At 73.6% G+C, this 17,230-nt stretch carries 15 protein-coding genes and 1 pseudogene; 12 read left to right on the top strand and 4 right to left on the bottom strand.

The features are described from left to right. Positions 1-67 precede the first annotated feature (67 nt). Together ACFWBD_RS03845 and hemW are read left to right on the top strand one after the other, a co-directional pair. Positions 68-1,159 carry a Dyp-type peroxidase gene (locus tag ACFWBD_RS03845; protein ID WP_385662166.1) on the top strand — a complete coding sequence of 364 codons (1,092 nt, stop codon included), beginning with the start codon at positions 68-70 and terminating at the stop codon, positions 1,157-1,159. Between the two features lie 166 nt (positions 1,160-1,325). Further along, on the top strand, positions 1,326-2,558 hold the full coding sequence (hemW, locus tag ACFWBD_RS03840; RefSeq protein ID WP_385662164.1) for a radical SAM family heme chaperone HemW: 1,233 nt from the start codon (positions 1,326-1,328) through the stop codon (positions 2,556-2,558). A gap of 142 nt (positions 2,559-2,700) precedes the next feature. Here the strand turns inward: hemW and ACFWBD_RS03835 are convergent, their stop codons facing one another. Together ACFWBD_RS03835 and ACFWBD_RS03830 are read right to left on the bottom strand one after the other, a co-directional pair. Beyond that, complete coding sequence (locus ACFWBD_RS03835) at positions 2,701-3,504, bottom strand: DUF3097 domain-containing protein (protein WP_385662161.1); 804 nt, start codon at positions 3,502-3,504, stop codon at positions 2,701-2,703. Between the two features lie 31 nt (positions 3,505-3,535). Beyond that, positions 3,536-4,252 carry an MBL fold metallo-hydrolase gene (locus ACFWBD_RS03830; RefSeq protein WP_385662159.1) on the bottom strand — a complete coding sequence of 239 codons (717 nt, stop codon included), beginning with the start codon at positions 4,250-4,252 and terminating at the stop codon, positions 3,536-3,538. A 160-nt stretch (positions 4,253-4,412) separates the two neighbouring features. Here ACFWBD_RS03830 and hrcA point away from each other — a divergent pair, with 160 nt between their 5' ends. From hrcA to ACFWBD_RS03780, 10 genes and pseudogenes are all read left to right on the top strand, one after another. Then, on the top strand, positions 4,413-5,429 hold the full coding sequence (gene hrcA, locus ACFWBD_RS03825) for a heat-inducible transcriptional repressor HrcA (protein ID WP_385662156.1): 1,017 nt from the start codon (positions 4,413-4,415) through the stop codon (positions 5,427-5,429). Further along, complete coding sequence (dnaJ, locus tag ACFWBD_RS03820; RefSeq protein WP_385662153.1) at positions 5,430-6,566, top strand: molecular chaperone DnaJ; 1,137 nt, start codon at positions 5,430-5,432, stop codon at positions 6,564-6,566. A 201-nt stretch (positions 6,567-6,767) separates the two neighbouring features. Further along, positions 6,768-7,856 (top strand): nitronate monooxygenase, encoded by a 1,089-nt coding sequence (locus tag ACFWBD_RS03815; protein WP_385662150.1) that lies wholly within the window; start codon positions 6,768-6,770, stop codon positions 7,854-7,856. Beyond that, on the top strand, positions 7,853-8,599 hold the full coding sequence (locus ACFWBD_RS03810; RefSeq protein ID WP_385662147.1) for a 16S rRNA (uracil(1498)-N(3))-methyltransferase: 747 nt from the start codon (positions 7,853-7,855) through the stop codon (positions 8,597-8,599). The genes ACFWBD_RS03815 and ACFWBD_RS03810 overlap by 4 nt, the downstream gene beginning before the upstream one ends. A gap of 25 nt (positions 8,600-8,624) precedes the next feature. Then, positions 8,625-9,017: a VOC family protein gene (locus tag ACFWBD_RS03805; RefSeq protein WP_385662144.1), complete on the top strand. Its 393-nt coding sequence runs from the start codon at positions 8,625-8,627 to the stop codon at positions 9,015-9,017. Between the two features lie 105 nt (positions 9,018-9,122). Further along, the gene (locus ACFWBD_RS03800) at positions 9,123-9,626 is read left to right on the top strand and encodes a hypothetical protein (protein WP_385662143.1); all 504 of its coding nucleotides are present in this window, start codon (positions 9,123-9,125) and stop codon (positions 9,624-9,626) included. 45 nt (positions 9,627-9,671) lie between these two features. Further along, positions 9,672-12,878 carry a S41 family peptidase gene (locus tag ACFWBD_RS03795; protein WP_385662140.1) on the top strand — a complete coding sequence of 1,069 codons (3,207 nt, stop codon included), beginning with the start codon at positions 9,672-9,674 and terminating at the stop codon, positions 12,876-12,878. 155 nt (positions 12,879-13,033) lie between these two features. Continuing rightward, positions 13,034-13,387 (top strand): histidine triad nucleotide-binding protein, encoded by a 354-nt coding sequence (locus ACFWBD_RS03790; RefSeq protein WP_054244874.1) that lies wholly within the window; start codon positions 13,034-13,036, stop codon positions 13,385-13,387. 6 nt (positions 13,388-13,393) lie between these two features. Continuing rightward, a pseudogene (locus ACFWBD_RS03785) lies at positions 13,394-14,296 on the top strand (ribonuclease Z); the annotation flags it as partial. Between the two features lie 118 nt (positions 14,297-14,414). Beyond that, the gene (locus ACFWBD_RS03780) at positions 14,415-15,404 is read left to right on the top strand and encodes an adenosine deaminase (RefSeq protein WP_385662137.1); all 990 of its coding nucleotides are present in this window, start codon (positions 14,415-14,417) and stop codon (positions 15,402-15,404) included. A gap of 12 nt (positions 15,405-15,416) precedes the next feature. Here the strand turns inward: ACFWBD_RS03780 and ACFWBD_RS03775 are convergent, their stop codons facing one another. Together ACFWBD_RS03775 and ACFWBD_RS03770 are read right to left on the bottom strand one after the other, a co-directional pair. Continuing rightward, positions 15,417-15,734 carry a hypothetical protein gene (locus ACFWBD_RS03775; protein WP_385662135.1) on the bottom strand — a complete coding sequence of 106 codons (318 nt, stop codon included), beginning with the start codon at positions 15,732-15,734 and terminating at the stop codon, positions 15,417-15,419. An 80-nt stretch (positions 15,735-15,814) separates the two neighbouring features. Beyond that, positions 15,815-17,098, bottom strand: a complete 1,284-nt coding sequence (locus tag ACFWBD_RS03770; RefSeq protein WP_385662132.1) for an MFS transporter — start codon at positions 17,096-17,098, stop codon at positions 15,815-15,817. Positions 17,099-17,230 lie beyond the last annotated feature (132 nt).

The following is a 17,230-nucleotide window of genomic DNA, read 5'->3' as shown; positions in this document are numbered from 1 at the left end:
GGGCCGGGGGTGCCGGGTGAGGCGGGGGAAACCGGGCGGTCGGGTCTGCACATGTATCGTCCGGTTCGTGCCGAAGGCGACGAATGCCGCAAGTGACACCCCCACCCGCCGACGCGTCCTGATCGCCGGCGCGGGGCTCGGGCTGACCGTGACCGCCTGTACCCGCGACGCCGATCCGCCCGAGGACGCCCGCGGGCCCGGCTTCCACGGCCTGCGCCAGGCCGGGGTGACGACCCCGCGGCAGGCCACCACGCTGCTCCTGGCGTACGACCTCGACCCCGCCCTGCGCGGCGCGGCGGGCGCGCGAGCGCTGAAGGCGGTGCTCGGTACGTGGACGCACGCCCTCGCCGAGACGCTGGAGGCGGACAGCTCGCGCGCCGCCCGCCTCACCGCCACCCTCGGCATCGGCCCCGCCCTCCCCGCGCGCCTCGGCCTGCGGGGCCCGGCCGCCCTGCGTGACCTGCCCGCCTTCACCGGCGACCGTCTCGAGCCCGACCGCTGCGGCGGCGACCTGCTGGTGCAGCTCTGCGCCGACACCGCGGACGCCACCGAGGCGATCGCCGCGACCCTGACCCGGCTGGCCGGGGAGACCCTGTACCCGCGCTGGCGGCAGGACGGTTTCCTGCCCCCGTCCCCCGACGGCGGCACCACCCCGCGCAGCCTGCTCGGCTTCAAGGACGGGCCCGCCAATCCCACCCCCGAGGAGTGCGAGCGCTGGGTGTGGTCGGGCAACGCCACCTACCTCGTCGTACGGCGGGTCCAGCTGCGCCTCGAGGACTTCGCGCGGCTGGCCGTGCGCCGTCAGGAGGAGATCATCGGCCGTGACCGCCCGACCGGTGGCCCGCTGGACAGCGGGCCGTCGGCCGGGGGCCCCGAGGACGCCGCCCCGCCGCGCTCCCACGTCCGGGCCGTCAGTCCCCGCCTCGACGCGGGCGCCCGGATGCTGCGCCGCGGCTACTCCTACGCCGACGGCCCCACCGAGCAGGGCCTGCTGTTCCTCGCGTTCATGCGGGACCCCGCGCTCTTCGCGCGGGTGCAGCGCCGGATGGCGGCTCAGGACGACCTGAGCGGTTTCATCGAGGCGCGGGGCTCGGCGGTGGCGTACATCCTGCCGGGCGCACGTGCGGGACGGCCGCTGGGCGCCGAACTGCTGGACTGACGGCCCGCCTGGCGTCCGGGCCACGGGCCGGTGGGTGTGGCCATGGGCCCCGTGGTGCCGGGGCATCCGGAGTCGGGCGGGCGTACCACGGGTCGGTGGGTGTGGCCATGGGCCCCGTGGTGCCGGGGCATCCGGGGTGGGGCGGGCGTACGGGACAATGGACGACATGCCTTCCGCACTTCCCGACGGTGAGCCGGTCCCCGACGACGGCGCGCTCCCCGCGCACGCGCTCGCCGGCGCCGCCGACCGCCCCCTCGGGTTCTATCTGCACGTCCCGTACTGCGCGACCCGCTGCGGCTACTGCGACTTCAACACCTACACCGCCACCGAGCTGCGCGGCACCGGCGGTGTCCTCGCCTCCCGCGAGAACTACGCCGACACCCTGATCGACGAGATCCGCCTGGCCCGCACGGTCCTCGGCGACGACCCGCGCGAGGCCCGCACGGTCTTCGTCGGCGGCGGTACGCCGACCCTGCTGCCCGCCTCCGACCTGGTACGGATGCTCGGCGCGATCCGCGACGAGTTCGGGCTGGCGGCGGACGCGGAGGTGACGACCGAGGCGAACCCGGAATCCGTCGACCCCGCCTACCTGGCCACCCTCCGCCAGGGCGGCTTCAACCGGATCTCCTTCGGCATGCAGAGCGCCAGGCAGCACGTGCTGAAGGTGCTCGACCGCACGCACACCCCCGGCCGGCCCGAGCGTTGCGTGGCGGAGGCCCGGGCGGCCGGCTTCGACCACGTCAACCTGGACCTGATCTATGGCACCCCGGGCGAGTCGGACGACGACTGGCGGGCCTCGCTGGACGCCGCCCTGGGCGCGGGCCCCGACCACGTCTCCGCGTACGCCCTGATCGTCGAGGAGGGCACCCAGCTCGCCCGCCGGATCCGCCGGGGCGAGGTCCCGATGACGGACGACGACGTCCACGCCGACCGCTACCTGATCGCCGAGGAGACCTTCGCCGCGGCGGGCTACGAGTGGTATGAGGTGTCCAACTGGGCCACCTCCGAGGCGGCCCGCTGCCTGCACAACGAGCTGTACTGGCGCGGCGCCGACTGGTGGGGCGCGGGCCCGGGAGCGCACTCGCACGTGGGCGGCGTCCGCTGGTGGAACGTGAAGCACCCCGGGGCGTACGCGGCGGCGCTCGCGGCCGGACGGTCGCCGGGGGCCGGACGGGAGCTGCTGCCGGCCGAGGACCGCCGGGTGGAGCGGATCCTGCTGGAGCTGCGGCTGCGGGAGGGCGTACCGCTGGACCTGCTGCGGCCGGACGGACTCGCGGCGTCGCGGCGGGCCCTGGCGGACGGGCTGCTCGACAGCGGCCCCTACGACGAGGGGCGTGCCGTGCTCACCCTGCGCGGGCGGCTGCTGGCGGACGCGGTGGTGCGGGACCTGGTCGACTGAGCGTCTGCCCGTGGACCGTGGACCGTGGACCGTGACCGCGGAACGTGGACCGCGGACCGCAGGCCGCAGCCGTCAGGGTCGAGGGATCAGGGCTGAGGAGTGAGGGCTCAGGGCCGAAGACTCAGGGATCCGGGCCGGGGGCTCAGGACACGGTCACGAAGTCGATCAGTTCCTCGACGCGCCCCAGCAGCTCCGGCTCGAGGTCCTTGTAGGACCCCACCCGCTTCAGGATCGCCTGCCAGACCGCCCCGGTGTTCTCCGGCCAGCCGAGGGCCCGGCACACGCCCGTCTTCCAGTCCTGGCCGTGCGGTACCCGGGGCCAGGCCTCGATCCCGACGGACGACGGTTTCACGGCCTCCCAGATGTCGATGTACGGGTGGCCGACGACCAGGGCGTGCTCGCTCGTGACCGACCGGGCGATGCGCCACTCCTTCGTGCCGGGGACGAGGTGGTCCACCAGGACGCCCAGTTTCGCGTCGGGGCCCGGCGCGAACTCGGCGACGATCGACGGCAGGTCGTCCACGCCCTCCAGGTACTCCACGACCACGCCCTCGACGCGCAGGTCGTCGCCCCACACCTTCTCGACCAGCTCGGCGTCGTGCCGGCCCTCGACGTAGATACGGCCGGCGCGGGCGACCCGCGCGCGTGCGCCGGGGACGGCGACCGAACCGGAGGCGGTACGGGTGGGACGTACGGGCGAGGACGACGCGGGTCTCACGAGGGTCACGACCCTGCCCTCCAGCAGGAAGCCGCGCGGCTCCAGCGGGAACACCCGGTGCTTGCCGAAGCGGTCCTCCAGGGTCACCGTGCCCGCCTCGCAGCGGATCACCGCCCCGCAGAACCCGGTGCCGGGCTCCTCCACCACCAGCCCGGGCTCCGCCGGGACCTCGGGGACCGGCTTCGGTCCCTTCCAGGGTGGGGTGAGGTCGGCGGAGTACTGGCGCATTCGGATGACGATAGGAGAAGCTCGGGGCCGATCAGGGCGACACGCCGAAACGGGTGCTCAGGGCGTCCCGCTGCGCCCGCACGAACGCCGCGTCCACCACCGCCCCGTGACCGGGCACGTACAGCGCGTTCTCGCCGCCGAGTTCGAGGAGGCGGTCGAGCGCGGCGGCCCACTGGGACGGTACGGAGTCGGGTCCGGCCTGGGGCTCGCCGGACTCCTCGACGAGGTCGCCGCAGAACACCGTCTCGGGGCTGCCGGGAACCAGGACCGCCAGGTCATGGGCGGTGTGACCGGGTCCGACGTTCGCCAGCAGGACCTGCCGGCCGCCGCCCAGGTCGAGGGTCCGTTCGCCGCAGACGAGGTGCCGGGGCCGGACGAGCGTGTCGGCGGCCTCCGTCGCCGCCGCCTCGTCGAGACCGTTGCGCACCGCGTCCGCCCGCAGCTCCTCGGCCGGCACGGTGTCCGCCCCGACCGCCCCGAAGACCTCCGCGCCCGAGAACGCCGCCGCCCCGAACACATGATCGAAGTGCGGGTGGGTGAGCGCGAGATGGGTCACACGGGAGCCGCTGAGTTCCTCGGCCCAGGCCCGCAGCCGCACCCCCTCGGCCAGGCTCGACCCCGCGTCGATCATCAGCACCGCGCCCGCCCCGACGACCAGCCCCGCCGTGCAGTCCCAGCCCGGCAGCCGCACCCGGCCCACCCCGGCCGCGACCCGCTCCCACCCGAGCTCTTCCCAAGTCACCGTCATGCCGCGACGCTAGCCCTACGACGCTGCACCATGGGCCGACCTTGCCCCGGGTGTACCCCACAGCCGTACACTGGGCCGGGGAACGCTGGCACTCGGATGTGAAGAGTGCCAGAACGAGACACCCAGGGGACTGGGGACGACTGCTGGAGGTGTGCGCGCGATGCTGAGTGAACGCAGGCTCCGGGTGCTGCGTGCCATCGTCCAGGACTACGTCGGCACCGAGGAACCCGTGGGGTCGAAGGCGCTCACCGAGCGGCACAGCCTCGGCGTGTCCCCGGCGACGGTCCGCAACGACATGGCCGCCCTGGAGGACGAGGGGTACATCGCCCAGCCGCACACCAGTGCCGGGCGGATCCCCACGGACAAGGGCTACCGGCTGTTCGTCGACAAGCTGGCCGGCGTCAAGCCGATGACCGGTCCGGAGCGGCGGGCCATCCAGAACTTCCTCGACGGCGCCGTCGACCTCGACGACGTCGTGGCCCGGACGGTACGGCTGCTCGCGCAGCTCACCCGGCAGGTCGCCGTCGTGCAGTACCCGTCACTGACCCGCTCGACCGTGCGGCACGTGGAGCTTCTCTCGCTCGCGCCCGCACGCCTGATGCTCGTGCTGATCACGGACACCGGGCGGGTCGAGCAGCGGATGGTGGACTGCGCGGCGCCCTTCGGGGAGGCCTCGCTGGCGGATCTGCGCGCGCGGCTCAACAGCCGGGTCGCGGGGCGCCGCTTCGCGGACGTGCCGCAGCTGGTGGAGGATCTGCCGGAAGCCTTCGAGGGCGAGGACCGCGGCACGGTCACGACGGTGCTCTCCACCCTGCTGGAGACACTCGTCGAGGAGAACGAGGAGCGGCTGATGATCGGCGGTACCGCCAATCTCACCCGCTTCGGACATGACTTTCCCCTCACTATCCGGCCCGTCCTGGAGGCACTGGAGGAGCAGGTCGTGCTCCTCAAGCTCCTTGGCGAGGCAGGCGATTCGGGCATGACCGTACGCATCGGTCACGAGAACGCCTATGAGGGACTCAACTCCACTTCGGTGGTGTCGGTCGGCTACGGTTCGGGCGGCGAAGCAGTCGCCAAGCTGGGCGTGGTCGGACCGACCCGCATGGATTACCCGGGAACGATGGGAGCGGTACGAGCGGTGGCACGGTACGTCGGACAGATCCTGGCGGAGTCGTAGGTGGCCACGGACTACTACGCCGTTCTCGGCGTGCGCCGCGATGCGTCGCAGGAAGAGATCAAGAAGGCCTTCCGGCGGCTCGCGCGCGAGCTGCACCCGGACGTCAATCCGGACCCGAAGACCCAGGAGCGGTTCAAGGAGATCAACGCCGCCTACGAGGTGTTGTCGGACCCGCAGAAGAAGCAGGTCTACGACCTCGGCGGCGACCCCCTGTCGCAGTCCGGAGGCGGTGGCGCGGGCGGCTTCGGAGCCGGTGGCTTCGGGAACTTCTCGGACATCATGGACGCGTTCTTCGGTACGGCGTCGCAGCGCGGTCCGCGCTCGCGCACCCGGCGCGGCCAGGACGCGATGATCCGGCTGGAGATCGACCTCGAGGAGGCGGCCTTCGGCACGACCAAGGACCTCCAGGTCGACACGGCGATCGTCTGCTCGACGTGCAGTGGCGAGGGCGCGGCCCCCGGCACCACGGCGCAGACGTGTGACATGTGCCGCGGCCGCGGCGAGGTGTCGCAGGTGACGCGGTCCTTCCTCGGACAGGTCATGACCTCGCGGCCGTGCCCGCAGTGCCAGGGCTTCGGCACCGTCGTGCCGACCCCGTGCCCGGAGTGCGCGGGCGACGGGCGGGTGCGCTCGCGCCGCACGCTGACCGTGAAGATCCCGGCCGGTGTCGACAACGGCACCCGGATCCAGCTCGCGGGCGAGGGCGAGGTCGGCCCCGGCGGCGGCCCCGCCGGTGACCTGTACGTCGAGATCCACGAGCTGCCGCACGCGATGTTCCAGCGGCGCGGTGACGACCTGCACTGCACGGTGACGCTGCCGATGACGGCGGCGGCGCTCGGCACCAAGGTGCCGCTGGAGACGCTGGACGGGCTGGAGGAGGTCGACATCCGGCCCGGCACCCAGTCCGGCCAGTCGATTCCGTTGCACGGCCGGGGCATCACGCATCTGCGGGGCGGGGGGCGTGGTGACCTCATCGTGCATGTCGAGGTCCAGACGCCGAGCAAGCTCGATCCCGAGCAGGAGCGGGTGCTGCGGGAGCTGGCCAAGTTGCGGGGCGAGGAGCGGCCCATCGGGCAGTTCCAGCCCGGGCAGCAGGGGTTGTTCTCCCGGCTGAAGGACGCGTTCAACGGGCGGTGACGGTGGGTGTGCGGGGGCGGTTTCGCCCCCGCCGCCCCTGCCCTTTCCCGTCCCTGGGGGCTGCGCCTCAGACCCCCGTACCGGCCCTGAACGGGCCTCGTCCTCGATCGCCGGACGGGCTGGATCTGCCGGCACGTGACAGTCGGCGCCCATGGGAAGGGTCGATTCGGACTTGTTCGGAGGACGTGACAACATGCCGTCATGTCCTCCGCACTGACCGATCTCTTCCCGTATCCGATCGTGCAGGCCCCCATGGCGGGCGGTGTCTCTCTCCCGCGTCTCGCGGCCGCCGTGTGCGAGGCCGGTGGGCTCGGGTTCCTCGCCGCCGGGTACAAAACGGCCGACGGCATGTACCAGGAGATCAAGCAGCTGCGGAGCCTCACCGCCCGTCCCTTCGGCGTGAACCTGTTCATGCCGCAGCCGGACCATGCGGAGACGGGCGCCATCGAGGTCTACGCCCACCAGCTGGCCGGTGAGGCCGCCTGGTACGAGACCGAGCTGGGCGATCCGGACAGCGGCCGGGACGACGGCTATGACGCCAAGCTCGCGGTGCTGCTGGACAACCCGGTGCCGGTGGTGTCGTTCCACTTCGGCATCCCGGGCGGCGAGGCGCTGGACTCCCTGCGGCGCGCGGGAACGGTCACCCTGGTCACGGTGACCACCGCCGAGGAGGCCCGCGCGGTGGAGCGGGCCGGCGCGGACGCGGTGATCGTTCAGGGTGTGGAGGCCGGCGGCCACCAGGGCACCCACCGGGACAACCCGGAGAACGACCGCTCCGGCATCGGGCTGCTCGCGCTGATCGCCCAGGTCCGCGAGTCCGTGAACCTGCCGATCGTTGCCGCGGGCGGGCTCATGCGCGGGAGCCAGATCGCCGCGGCCCTCGCGGCCGGCGCGGACGCGGCCCAGCTGGGGACCGCGTTCCTCGTCACGCCCGAGTCCGGCGCGCACGCCGTGCACAAGCAGGCGCTGACCAACCCCCTCTTCGTGCGGACCGAGCTGACCCGTGCCTTCTCCGGCCGCCCGGCCCGCGGTCTGGTCAACCGTTTCCTGCGCGAGCACGGCCCGTACGCGCCGGCCGCCTACCCGGAGGTCCACCACCTCACCTCGCCGCTGCGCAAGGCGGCCGCCAAGGCGGGCGACGCGCAGGGCATGGCGCTGTGGGCGGGACAGGGCCACCGGCTGGCCCGCGAGCTGCCCGCCGGGCAGCTGGTGGAGGTTCTGGTCTCCGAACTCGCCGACGCGCGGACAGCGTTGTCGGAGTTCCCGGCCGGTGAGGGCGGTGCCGGATGACGGCGCCCGTCTTCGTCGTCGACGAACTCCCGTCCTCCCGCTCCGAGTTCGTGCTGGACGGTCCTGAGGGCCGGCACGCCGTCTCCGTGAAGCGGCTGCGGACCGGCGAGGAGGTCGTCCTCACCGACGGCGCCGGACGCTGGGCGCGCGGCGAGGTCGTCGCCGCCGAGGGCAAGGACCGGCTGGTGGTGGGCCTGGGAGAGGTGATCGAGGAGCCCGCCGAGGCGCCCCGGATCACCGTCGTCCAGGCGCTGCCGAAGGGCGACCGGGGCGAGCTGGCCGTCGAGACGATGACCGAGACCGGCGTCGACGCGATCGTGCCGTGGGCCGCCGCGCGCTGCATCACCCAGTGGAAGGGCGAGCGCGGCGCGAAGGCGCTCGCCAAGTGGCGGGCCACCGCCCGCGAGGCCGGCAAGCAGTCCCGTCGGGTCCGTTTCCCCGAGGTCGCCGAGGCGTCGACGTCCCGGCAGGTGGCGGAGGTCCTCGCCCGCGCCGACTTCGCCGCCGTCCTGCACGAGGACCGTGACTACGGCAGTGAGCCCCTGGCCACCGCCGCGCTGCCCGCCACGGGCGAGATCGTGCTCGTCGTGGGACCCGAAGGGGGCGTCTCCCCGGACGAGTTGGCGCTCTTCGCGGAGGCGGGCGCGAAGGCGTACCGGCTCGGGCGGAGCGTCCTGCGCACCTCGACCGCCGGCACGGCGGCCGCGTCCCTCATCCTGGGCAGGACCGGCCGCTGGTCCTGACCCGCCCGCTCTCCGGGAGGACATCGTGGAATTCGTCCAGGTAAGGCTGCTGGTCACCGACTTCGCCGCCTGCTACCGCTTCTACGCCGAGGTCCTCGGCCTCAAGCCGCAGTCGGGGGCGGAGCGGGGACCGTACGAGAAGTTCTCTCCCGCCACCGGTTCGGCGGGGATAGCCATCCAGGACCGCGCGATGATGGCGCAGGTGCTCGGCGAACTGAGCGGCACGGCGAACGGGCACCGCTCTCTGGTGGCCCTGCGCGTCGACGACCTGGACGCCATGTGCGCGCGGATCACCGCCCGCGGCGCCACCCTGATCCACGGCCCCGCCCCGATGGCGGACCGGATGCGGGTGGCCCATCTGAAGGACCCGGAGGGCAATCTGGTGGAACTTCAGGAGTGGCTGCTGCTGCGCGGCTGAGTGCCACGGCGGTGAACGGCGTTCACGCGGCCACGGCGGGACCCGCGCGCAACGTGACCGCATACGGGCTACCGCACCGCCCGCCCGAGTGGCACGCTGCCGTCCATGGGGGCATCGAGGCGGATTCGGCTTCTCCCGTTGGTGGCCGTGGCGGCGGTCGGCGTGGTGGCGTGCGAGCCGGGCGGGCTGAGCAGCATGTCCGTGGCGTACACCACCGACGAGGCCGCGACGGCCGAGATCCAGCGGCGGGACGTGGACGTGCGCTGGCTGACCTGCACGGCTCAGTACGAGGACCAGGAGAAGGCGGGGACCGTCGCCTCCGTGGACTGCCAGGGGAAGACCACCGACGGGCGGGACATCACGGTCGAGGGGCAGGTCGCGCGGGCGGTCGACGGGGCCTGTGTGCGGGGGGATCTCACCGCCGTCGTCGGCAAGAAGCAGTTGTTCCGGGTGAGCGGGCTCGGTGACTGCAAGTCCGCGACGCCGTCGCCGGTCGCGCCGTCCGGTTCCGACCGGCCCGGCGGCCGGCCGACGGTCACCGTGACCGTCACCGTCACCGAGACCGTGGGCGGCGACGGGGGCGGGGGCGATGGCGGTGGAAAGAAGTGATCGAAACCCCTGACCTGCGGTCCCGCCGTTGCATACAGTGATTCGGTGACACAGTCCGCGACGCCTGCCGCATACCTCCGATACCCCCACCTGCACGGCGAGTCGGTGGCCTTCGCCGCCGAGGACGACGTGTGGCTGGCCCCCCTCGACGGCGGCCGCGCCTGGCGGGTCAGCGCCGACAACGTGCCGGTCACCCTGCCGCGCATCTCGCCCGACGGCACCACCGTGGCCTGGACCTCCACCCGCGACGGCGCCCCCGAGGTGCACATCGCCCCCGTCGACGGCGGCCCGTCGACCCGGCTGACGTACTGGGGGAGCTGGCAGACCCGGGTGCGGGGCTGGACCCCGGACGGCCGGGTCCTCGCCGTCAGCACCTACGACCAGGCGACCCTGCGCCGCAGTTGGGCCCGCGCCGTCCCCGTCGACGGCGGACCGGCGACGACCCTGCCGTACGGGCCGGTCGGCACGGTCGCGCACGGCCCGCACACCGTGGTGCTGTCCGCGCCGATGGGGCGCGAGGCCGCCCACTGGAAGCGCTACCGGGGCGGTACGGCGGGCAAGTTGTGGATCGACCGGGAGGGCGACGGGGAGTTCGTCCGGCTGCACGAGGAGCTCGACGGGAACATCGAGTACCCCGTGTGGGCGGGGGAGAGGATCGCGTTCCTGTCGGACCACGAGGGCACCGGGGCGCTGTACTCGTCCCTCGCCGACGGGGCCGACCTGCGGCGACACACGCCTCTCGAAGGTTTCTACGCCCGGCACGCCGCCGGTGACGGTACTCGGGTCGTGTACATGGCCGCGGGTGAGCTGTGGCTCCTCGACGACCTGGACGGCGCGGAACCGCGCCGGCTCGACATCCGCCTCGGCGGGCAGCGCACCGACCGCCGGCCGTACCCCGTGGCCGCCTCCCGGTGGCTGGGCGAGGCCGCGCCCGACCACACCGCGCGGGGCAGCGCCGTGGAGGTGCGCGGCGCCGTCCACTGGGTGACCCACCGTTCCGGACCCGCCCGCGCGCTCGCCGCCGAACCCGGCGTCCGGGCCCGGCTGCCGCGCACCTTCCGCACGGAGGGCGAGGAGTGGGTCGTGTGGGTGACCGACGCCGAGGGCGAGGACGCGCTGGAGTTCGCCCCGGCCACCGGGGCGGCCCCCGGCGCCACGCCGCGCCGGCTCGCCGCCGGACGGCTCGGGCGGGTCCTGGAGCTCGCCATGGCGCCCGACGGCAGCCGGGCCGCCGTCGCCGCGCACGACGGACGGCTGCTGCTCGTCGAGCGGGAGACCGGTGAGGTCCGCGAGGTCGACAGCAGCCCCGACGGCGAGGTGTCCGACCTGGTCTTCTCGCCCGACTCGGCCTGGCTGGCCTGGTCGCACCCCGGGCCGCGCCCGCTCAGCCAGCTCAAGCTCGCCAACGTCACCGACCTGTCGGTCACCGAGGCGACCCCGCTGCGCTTCCGGGACTACGCGCCCGCCTTCACCCTCGACGGCAAGCACCTCGCGTTCCTCTCCACGCGCGCCTTCGACCCGGTGTACGACCAGCACGTCTTCGACCTGTCCTTCGTGGCCGGGGCCCGCCCGCACCTCATCACCCTCGCGGCGACCACCCCGTCCCCGTTCGGCCCGCAGCGGCACGGCAGGCCCTTCGAGACCCCCGACAAGGACGAGACCCCCGACAGCGAGGGCACCCCGACCACCCGTATCGACCTCGAAGGCCTCGCCGACCGGATAGTCCCCTTCCCCGTGGAGGCCGGCCGGTACTCCGGGCTGGCCGCGGCGAAGGACGGCGTGCTGTGGCTGCGCCACCCCGTGCGCGGAGTCCTCGGCGCCTCCCGCGCCACCCCGGACGACCCCGACCCGCACACCGAACTGGAGCGCTACGACCTCGCCCAGCAGCGCATCGAGCACCTCGCCGCCGACGCCGACGGCTTCGAGGTCAGCGGCGACGGCAAGCGGCTGCTGCTGTGGACGGACGGCAAGCTCAAGGTCGTGCCCAGCGACCGGCGCGCCTCCGGCGACGAGGACAGCGACAGCAACATCACCGTCGACCTCGGCCGGGTCCGCCGCAGCGTCGACCCGGCCGCCGAGTGGCGGCAGATGTACGACGAGACCGGCCGGATCATGCGGGACAACTTCTGGCGGCCCGACCTGGGCGGCGTCGACTGGGACGGCGTCCTCGACCGCTACCGGCCCGTGCTGGAACGGGTCGCCACCCACGACGACCTCGTCGACCTGCTGTGGGAGGTGCACGGCGAACTCGGCACCTCGCACGCCTACGTCGTGCCGCGTGGCGGCCATGGCGGCGGCGTCCGGCAGGGTCTGCTGGGCGCCGACATCTCCCTTCACCCGGACGGCAGTTGGCGCATCGACCGGGTGCTGCCCTCGGAGACCTCCGACCCCGACGCGCGCTCCCCGCTCGCCGCTCCCGGCGTCGCGGTGCGGGCCGGCGACGCGATCGTCGCCGTCGGCGGGCAGCCGGTGGACCCGGTCACCGGGCCCGGACCGCTGCTCGTCGGCACCGCGGGCAAGGTCGTCGAGCTGACGATCTCGCCGTCCGGCGGGGGCGAGCCGAGGCATGCCGTCGTCGTCCCCGTCGCGGACGAGGAGGCGCTGCGCTACCACGCGTGGGTCACGGACCGGCGGGCGTACGTGCACGAGGCGTCCGGCGGGCGGCTGGGGTATCTGCACGTGCCCGACATGCAGGCGCCCGGGTGGGCCCAGATCCACCGTGACCTGCGGGTGGAGGTCGCGAGGGAGGGGCTGATCGTGGACGTCCGGGAGAACCGGGGCGGGCACACCTCGCAGCTGGTCGTCGAGAAGCTCGCCCGGCGCATCGTCGGCTGGGACCTGCCGCGCGGGATGCGGGCGTCCAGCTACCCGGAGGACGCGCCCAGGGGGCCCGTCGTCGCCGTCGCCAACGAGTTCTCCGGGTCCGACGGGGACATCGTCAACGCGGCGATCAAGGCGCTCGGGATCGGGCCGGTGGTGGGCACGCGTACGTGGGGCGGGACGATCGGGATCGACAGCCGGTACCGGTTGGTGGACGGGACGCTCGTCACGCAGCCCAAGTACGCGTTCTGGCTGGAGGGGTACGAGTGGGGCGTGGAGAACCACGGTGTCGATCCCGACGTCGAGGTGATCTGTGCTCCGCAGGATCACGCCGCGGGGAGGGATGTCCAGCTGGACGAGGCGGTCTCGCTCGCGCTGGCTGCTCTCCAGGAGACCCCGGCGAAGACGCCTCCGCCGCTACCGGGGTCATAGCCCACCCGGCGTCGGTGCGACCGTCTCCGGGGCTGCCGCCCCCAGACCCCCGCTTCGGCCTGAACGGTCTCGTCCTCGAACGCCGGACAGGCTGGAACAACGCACCCCCCGCTACCATGCCCCCGTACTGATCGACCGTCTGAGGAGGAACCCGCATGGCAGGGGAACCGCAGGACGACTGTCTGTTCTGCAAGATCGTCGCAGGGAACATCCCGGCGACGATCGTGCGGGAGACCGAGACGACCATCGCCTTCCGGGACATCAACCCGCAGGCGCCCACCCACGTCCTGGTGATCCCGAAGGCGCACTACCGGGACGCCGCCGCCCTGGCCGCCGGCGCGCCGGAGCTCGCCGCCGACGTGCTGCGCGAGACGCAGGCGGTCGCGGACGAGGACAAGCTGGAGAGCTACCGCGTCGTCTTCAACACCGGCGCCGGCGCCGGCCAGACCGTCTGGCACGCCCACGCGCACGTCGTCGGCGGCCGCGGCCTGCACTGGCCCCCCGGATAGGCCGCCGTGTCCGTACGTGAACTGGTGGTCCTCGGCACCGCCAGCCAGGTCCCGACCCGGCATCGCAACCACAACGGCTACCTGCTGCGCTGGGACGGCGAGGGCGTCCTCTTCGACCCGGGCGAGGGCACCCAGCGGCAGATGCTGCGCGCCGGGGTCGCGGCGCACGACCTCAACCGGATCTGCGTCACGCACTTCCACGGCGACCACTCCCTCGGCCTCGCCGGTGTCATCCAGCGCATCAACCTGGACAAGGTCCCGCACCCGGTCACCGCGCACTACCCGCGCTCCGGGCAGCGCTTCTTCGACCGGCTGCGTTACTCCACCGCCTATCGCGAGACCGTCGGCATCACGGAGGCCCCGGTCGACGCGGACGGGGTCCTCGCCACCACCGCGTCCTACCGACTCGAAGCCGCCAGGCTCTCGCACCCCGTCGAGTCCTACGGCTACCGGATCGTCGAGCCCGACGGCCGCCGCATGCTGCCCGAGAGGCTCGCCGCGCACGGCGTCAAGGGGCCGGACGTCGGCCGGATCCAGCGGGAGGGCTCGATCGGCGGGGTGTCGCTGGACGACGTGAGCGAGGTGCGGAGCGGGCAGCGGTTCGCGTTCGTGATGGACACCCGGCTGTGCGAGGGGGTGCACACCCTCGCCGACGGCGCCGATCTGCTCGTCATCGAGTCGACCTTCCTCGACGAGGACGAGCAACTCGCCATCGATCACGGTCATCTGACCGCCGGTCAGGCCGCGCGGGTGGCCCGTGACGCCGGGGTGCGGCATCTGGTCCTGACCCACTTCAGCCAGCGCTACTCCGAGCCGGAGGAATTCGAGCGGCAGGCGCGGGCGGCCGGGTTCGAGGGCGAGCTGACCGTGGCGCACGACCTGCTGCGAGTGCCGGTTCCGAAACGGCGGTACTGCGCCATTCCGGGGGACGACCCCCGGACCCCCAGCAGAGAAGCAGGTCAGCAGGGGTGATCGGCGCAGACATCGCAAAGCGGAATCCGGGCGGGAGCAGCCGTACGATGCTTTGATGCCACTCCCCAAAGCTGAACTGCACCTGCACATCGAAGGAACCCTGGAGCCCGAGCTGGCTTTCGAGCTGGCCGCCCGCAACGGGGTCGCACTGCCGTACGCCGACACGGACGAGCTCCGCGAGGCGTATCAGTTCGAGGACCTCCAGTCGTTCCTGAACCTGTACTACGAGCTCATGACGGTCCTGCGCACCGAGCGCGACTTCGAGGACCTCGCGAACGCCTATCTCGCGCGGGCCGCCGCGCAGGGCGTGCGGCACGCGGAGATCTTCTTCGACCCGCAGGCCCACCTCGCCCGCGGGGTCGGCATGGGCACGGTCGTGGACGGACTGTGGCGCGCGCTGGGCAGCAGTGAGGCCGAGCACGGCATCTCGACCCGGCTGATCCTGTGCTTCCTGCGCGACGAGTCCGCCGAGTCGGCGCTGGAGACCCTGGAGGCGGCGCGGCCCCACCTCGACCGGATCATCGGTGTCGGCCTGGACTCCGCCGAGGTCGGGCATCCGCCGGTGAAGTTCCGCGAGGTGTACGAGGCGGCGGCCGCTCTCGGGCTGCGGCGCGTCGCGCACGCCGGTGAGGAGGGGCCGCCGGAGTACATCACCGAGGCCCTGGACGTGCTCGGCGTGGAGCGCGTCGACCACGGGCTCCGGTGCATGGAGGACCCGGCGCTCGTGGAGCGGCTGGTGCGGGAGCGGATCCCGCTGACACTGTGCCCGCTGTCCAACGTGCGGCTGCGGACCGTCGACGTCCTCGCCGACCACCCGCTGCCCGCCATGCTCGACGCCGGGCTGCTGTGCACGGTCAACTCGGACGACCCCGCCTACTTCGGCGGGTACGCCGGCGACAACTTCGACGCCGTGGGCGCCGCCCTGGGCCTGGGCGAGGAGCGGCTGCGCGAGCTGGCCCGCAACTCCTTCGTCGCCTCCTTCCTGGAGGACGACGAGGAGCGGCGGGCGCGGTGCCTCGCGGAGGTCGACGCCTACACGTTCTAGGAGCTGTCCTGGTCAGACCCGGTGGATGCGGTCGACCAGGATGCCGCTGACGAGAGGTGTGCGGGGGCCGAAGCTCAGCAGCACGCCGTCCTCCATGTCGACGACCCGGTCGCCCAGCCCGAGCGGCACGGGCACGTCGGCGAGCGGCTCGGCCTCCGGCGGCAGCCTCGCCTCCACCGTCTCCACCGCCTCCACCGTCTCCACCGCCTCCACCGTCTCCACCGTCTCCACCGGCGCCACCGTCTCCACCGGCGCCACCGTCTCCACCGGCGCCACCGGCGCCACCGGCGCCACCGTCGGCACGGCGGCCGGTCTGGCGCTGCTGCTCACCGCGGCCGGCTGGTACTTCCGCCGGCGGGCAGGGGCGGCGCGAGCCGGGCAGCGGGCGGCGACGGGCCGGTCGGGCGGCCTCAGTCACCGGACCCCGGCGCGGCGCCCGCCCGCCGTGGTCCGGCCGTGCCGTACGCCTCCCGGAGGGGTACCGCCGAGCCCTCCACCGGGATCTCCACCACCACCCGCGGTTCCAGGGCGCCGCCCCGCCGTCGGACCGCGCCCGCGAACCGCGGGCCGCCGCCCGTGCGCAGGGCGACGGCGGTCATCGGCACCGCGACGACGAGCAGCCCGGCCCCCAGCACCAGACCCATCACCGGGAACCCGGCCCACGCCGACAGCACGCTCCCGGTCAGCGGCCCCGCCGCCGTCCCCAGCGAGCCCGCGGACCCGACGAGCACCGCCCAGCGGCCGCGCGGGTCGAGCGAGGCGGCCAGTCCGATCAGGTACGACAGCACGATCGGGTAGAGCGTGTTCCAGGCGATCTCGCCGGCCGCGAAACTCACCGGCCCGGTCGCGCGGGCGCTGGCGACGACACAGCCGGCGATCAGGACGGTCCCGGCGCCGATGGGCACCGCCCGTCCGAGCCGCGCCCCGAGCGCCCCCGCGCCCAGCACTCCGGTGAGCCCGGCCCCCAGCGCCACCGCGAAGACGATGCCGACGCCGGCCTCGGTGAGGTGCGCCTGGGTCAGGCCGATGCGCCCGCTGACGCCCCAGAGCGAGTTCTGGACCAGCGACCAGCAGGGCATGGCGGCGGCCAGGACGAGGCCGGCACGCACCCGGGGCAGCCGCGGGCGGTCCTCGGGGCGGGTGCGGGCAGGTGCCGTCCGGCCGGGCAGACGCCCCGTCAGCGGCCATACCGCGAGCGCGGTGAGGGCGATCGCGGCCAGCGGCTGTCCGTGCCCCGCGCCCAGGTGCGGCACCGTCAGATAGACGGCAGCCGCGAGCGCGGAGACTCCGAGCAGGCCCGCCGTGGAGACGCGGTGCGGGTCGGGATGGGCGGCGATCCGGGTGGCGGCGACCGTCGTGACCGTGCCGGAGCCGAAACCGCCGAGCACCGCGCCCGCGATGACGGCGCTCACCTCACCGGCGAGGGCGGCACCGCCGTAGCCGAGCACGGCGAGGGCCAGTCCGATCCGGGCGAGGGTCCGCGCCCCGATCCGCTCCACGCGGGAGGCGAGCAGGAACCCGGCGGCGGCCGAACCGAGCAGCAGCGCACTGCCGACGGCTCCGGCCTCGGTGGCGGACAGCGGCAGCCCGGCGTCCAGCCGGCCGACCACGGTCGGCAGCAGATAGGGGGCGAGGTACCCGGCAGTGAAGAGGGCGACGACGGGCCAGGGCAGGGTGGTGCGAGGGGCGAACACGGGCGTTCCAGGGCATGCGAAAGGGACGGCTCACAAAGAGGGGTGGGGCGCCGACCGTCGACGGACAGGAACGCGCGGGCAATTTGTATCAAGCACGCGGTGCGAGATGAAGGGTGGGGCGGGTGATGTGGA

This window comes from Streptomyces sp. NPDC060002 (genome assembly GCF_042737245.1).
In the GTDB taxonomy this organism is placed as follows: Bacteria; Actinomycetota; Actinomycetes; order Streptomycetales; family Streptomycetaceae; genus Streptomyces.
Note: the sequence above shows the minus strand (reverse complement) of the source record. Positions and strands in the feature narration are given on the sequence as shown.

Bases quoted from the DNA above. Each gene is read 5' to 3' on its own strand.
- hemW (WP_385662164.1), top strand. From the start codon at position 1,326: ATGCCTTCCGCACTTCCCGACGGTGAGCCGGTCCCCGACGACGGCGCG.
- ACFWBD_RS03835 (WP_385662161.1), bottom strand. From the start codon at position 3,504: ATGCGCCAGTACTCCGCCGACCTCACCCCACCCTGGAAGGGACCGAAG.
- ACFWBD_RS03830 (WP_385662159.1), bottom strand. From the start codon at position 4,252: ATGACGGTGACTTGGGAAGAGCTCGGGTGGGAGCGGGTCGCGGCCGGG.
- hrcA (WP_385662156.1), top strand. From the start codon at position 4,413: ATGCTGAGTGAACGCAGGCTCCGGGTGCTGCGTGCCATCGTCCAGGAC.
- ACFWBD_RS03815 (WP_385662150.1), top strand. From the start codon at position 6,768: ATGTCCTCCGCACTGACCGATCTCTTCCCGTATCCGATCGTGCAGGCC.
- ACFWBD_RS03810 (WP_385662147.1), top strand. From the start codon at position 7,853: ATGACGGCGCCCGTCTTCGTCGTCGACGAACTCCCGTCCTCCCGCTCC.
- ACFWBD_RS03800 (WP_385662143.1), top strand. From the start codon at position 9,123: ATGGGGGCATCGAGGCGGATTCGGCTTCTCCCGTTGGTGGCCGTGGCG.
- ACFWBD_RS03790 (WP_054244874.1), top strand. From the start codon at position 13,034: ATGGCAGGGGAACCGCAGGACGACTGTCTGTTCTGCAAGATCGTCGCA.
- ACFWBD_RS03780 (WP_385662137.1), top strand. From the start codon at position 14,415: ATGCCACTCCCCAAAGCTGAACTGCACCTGCACATCGAAGGAACCCTG.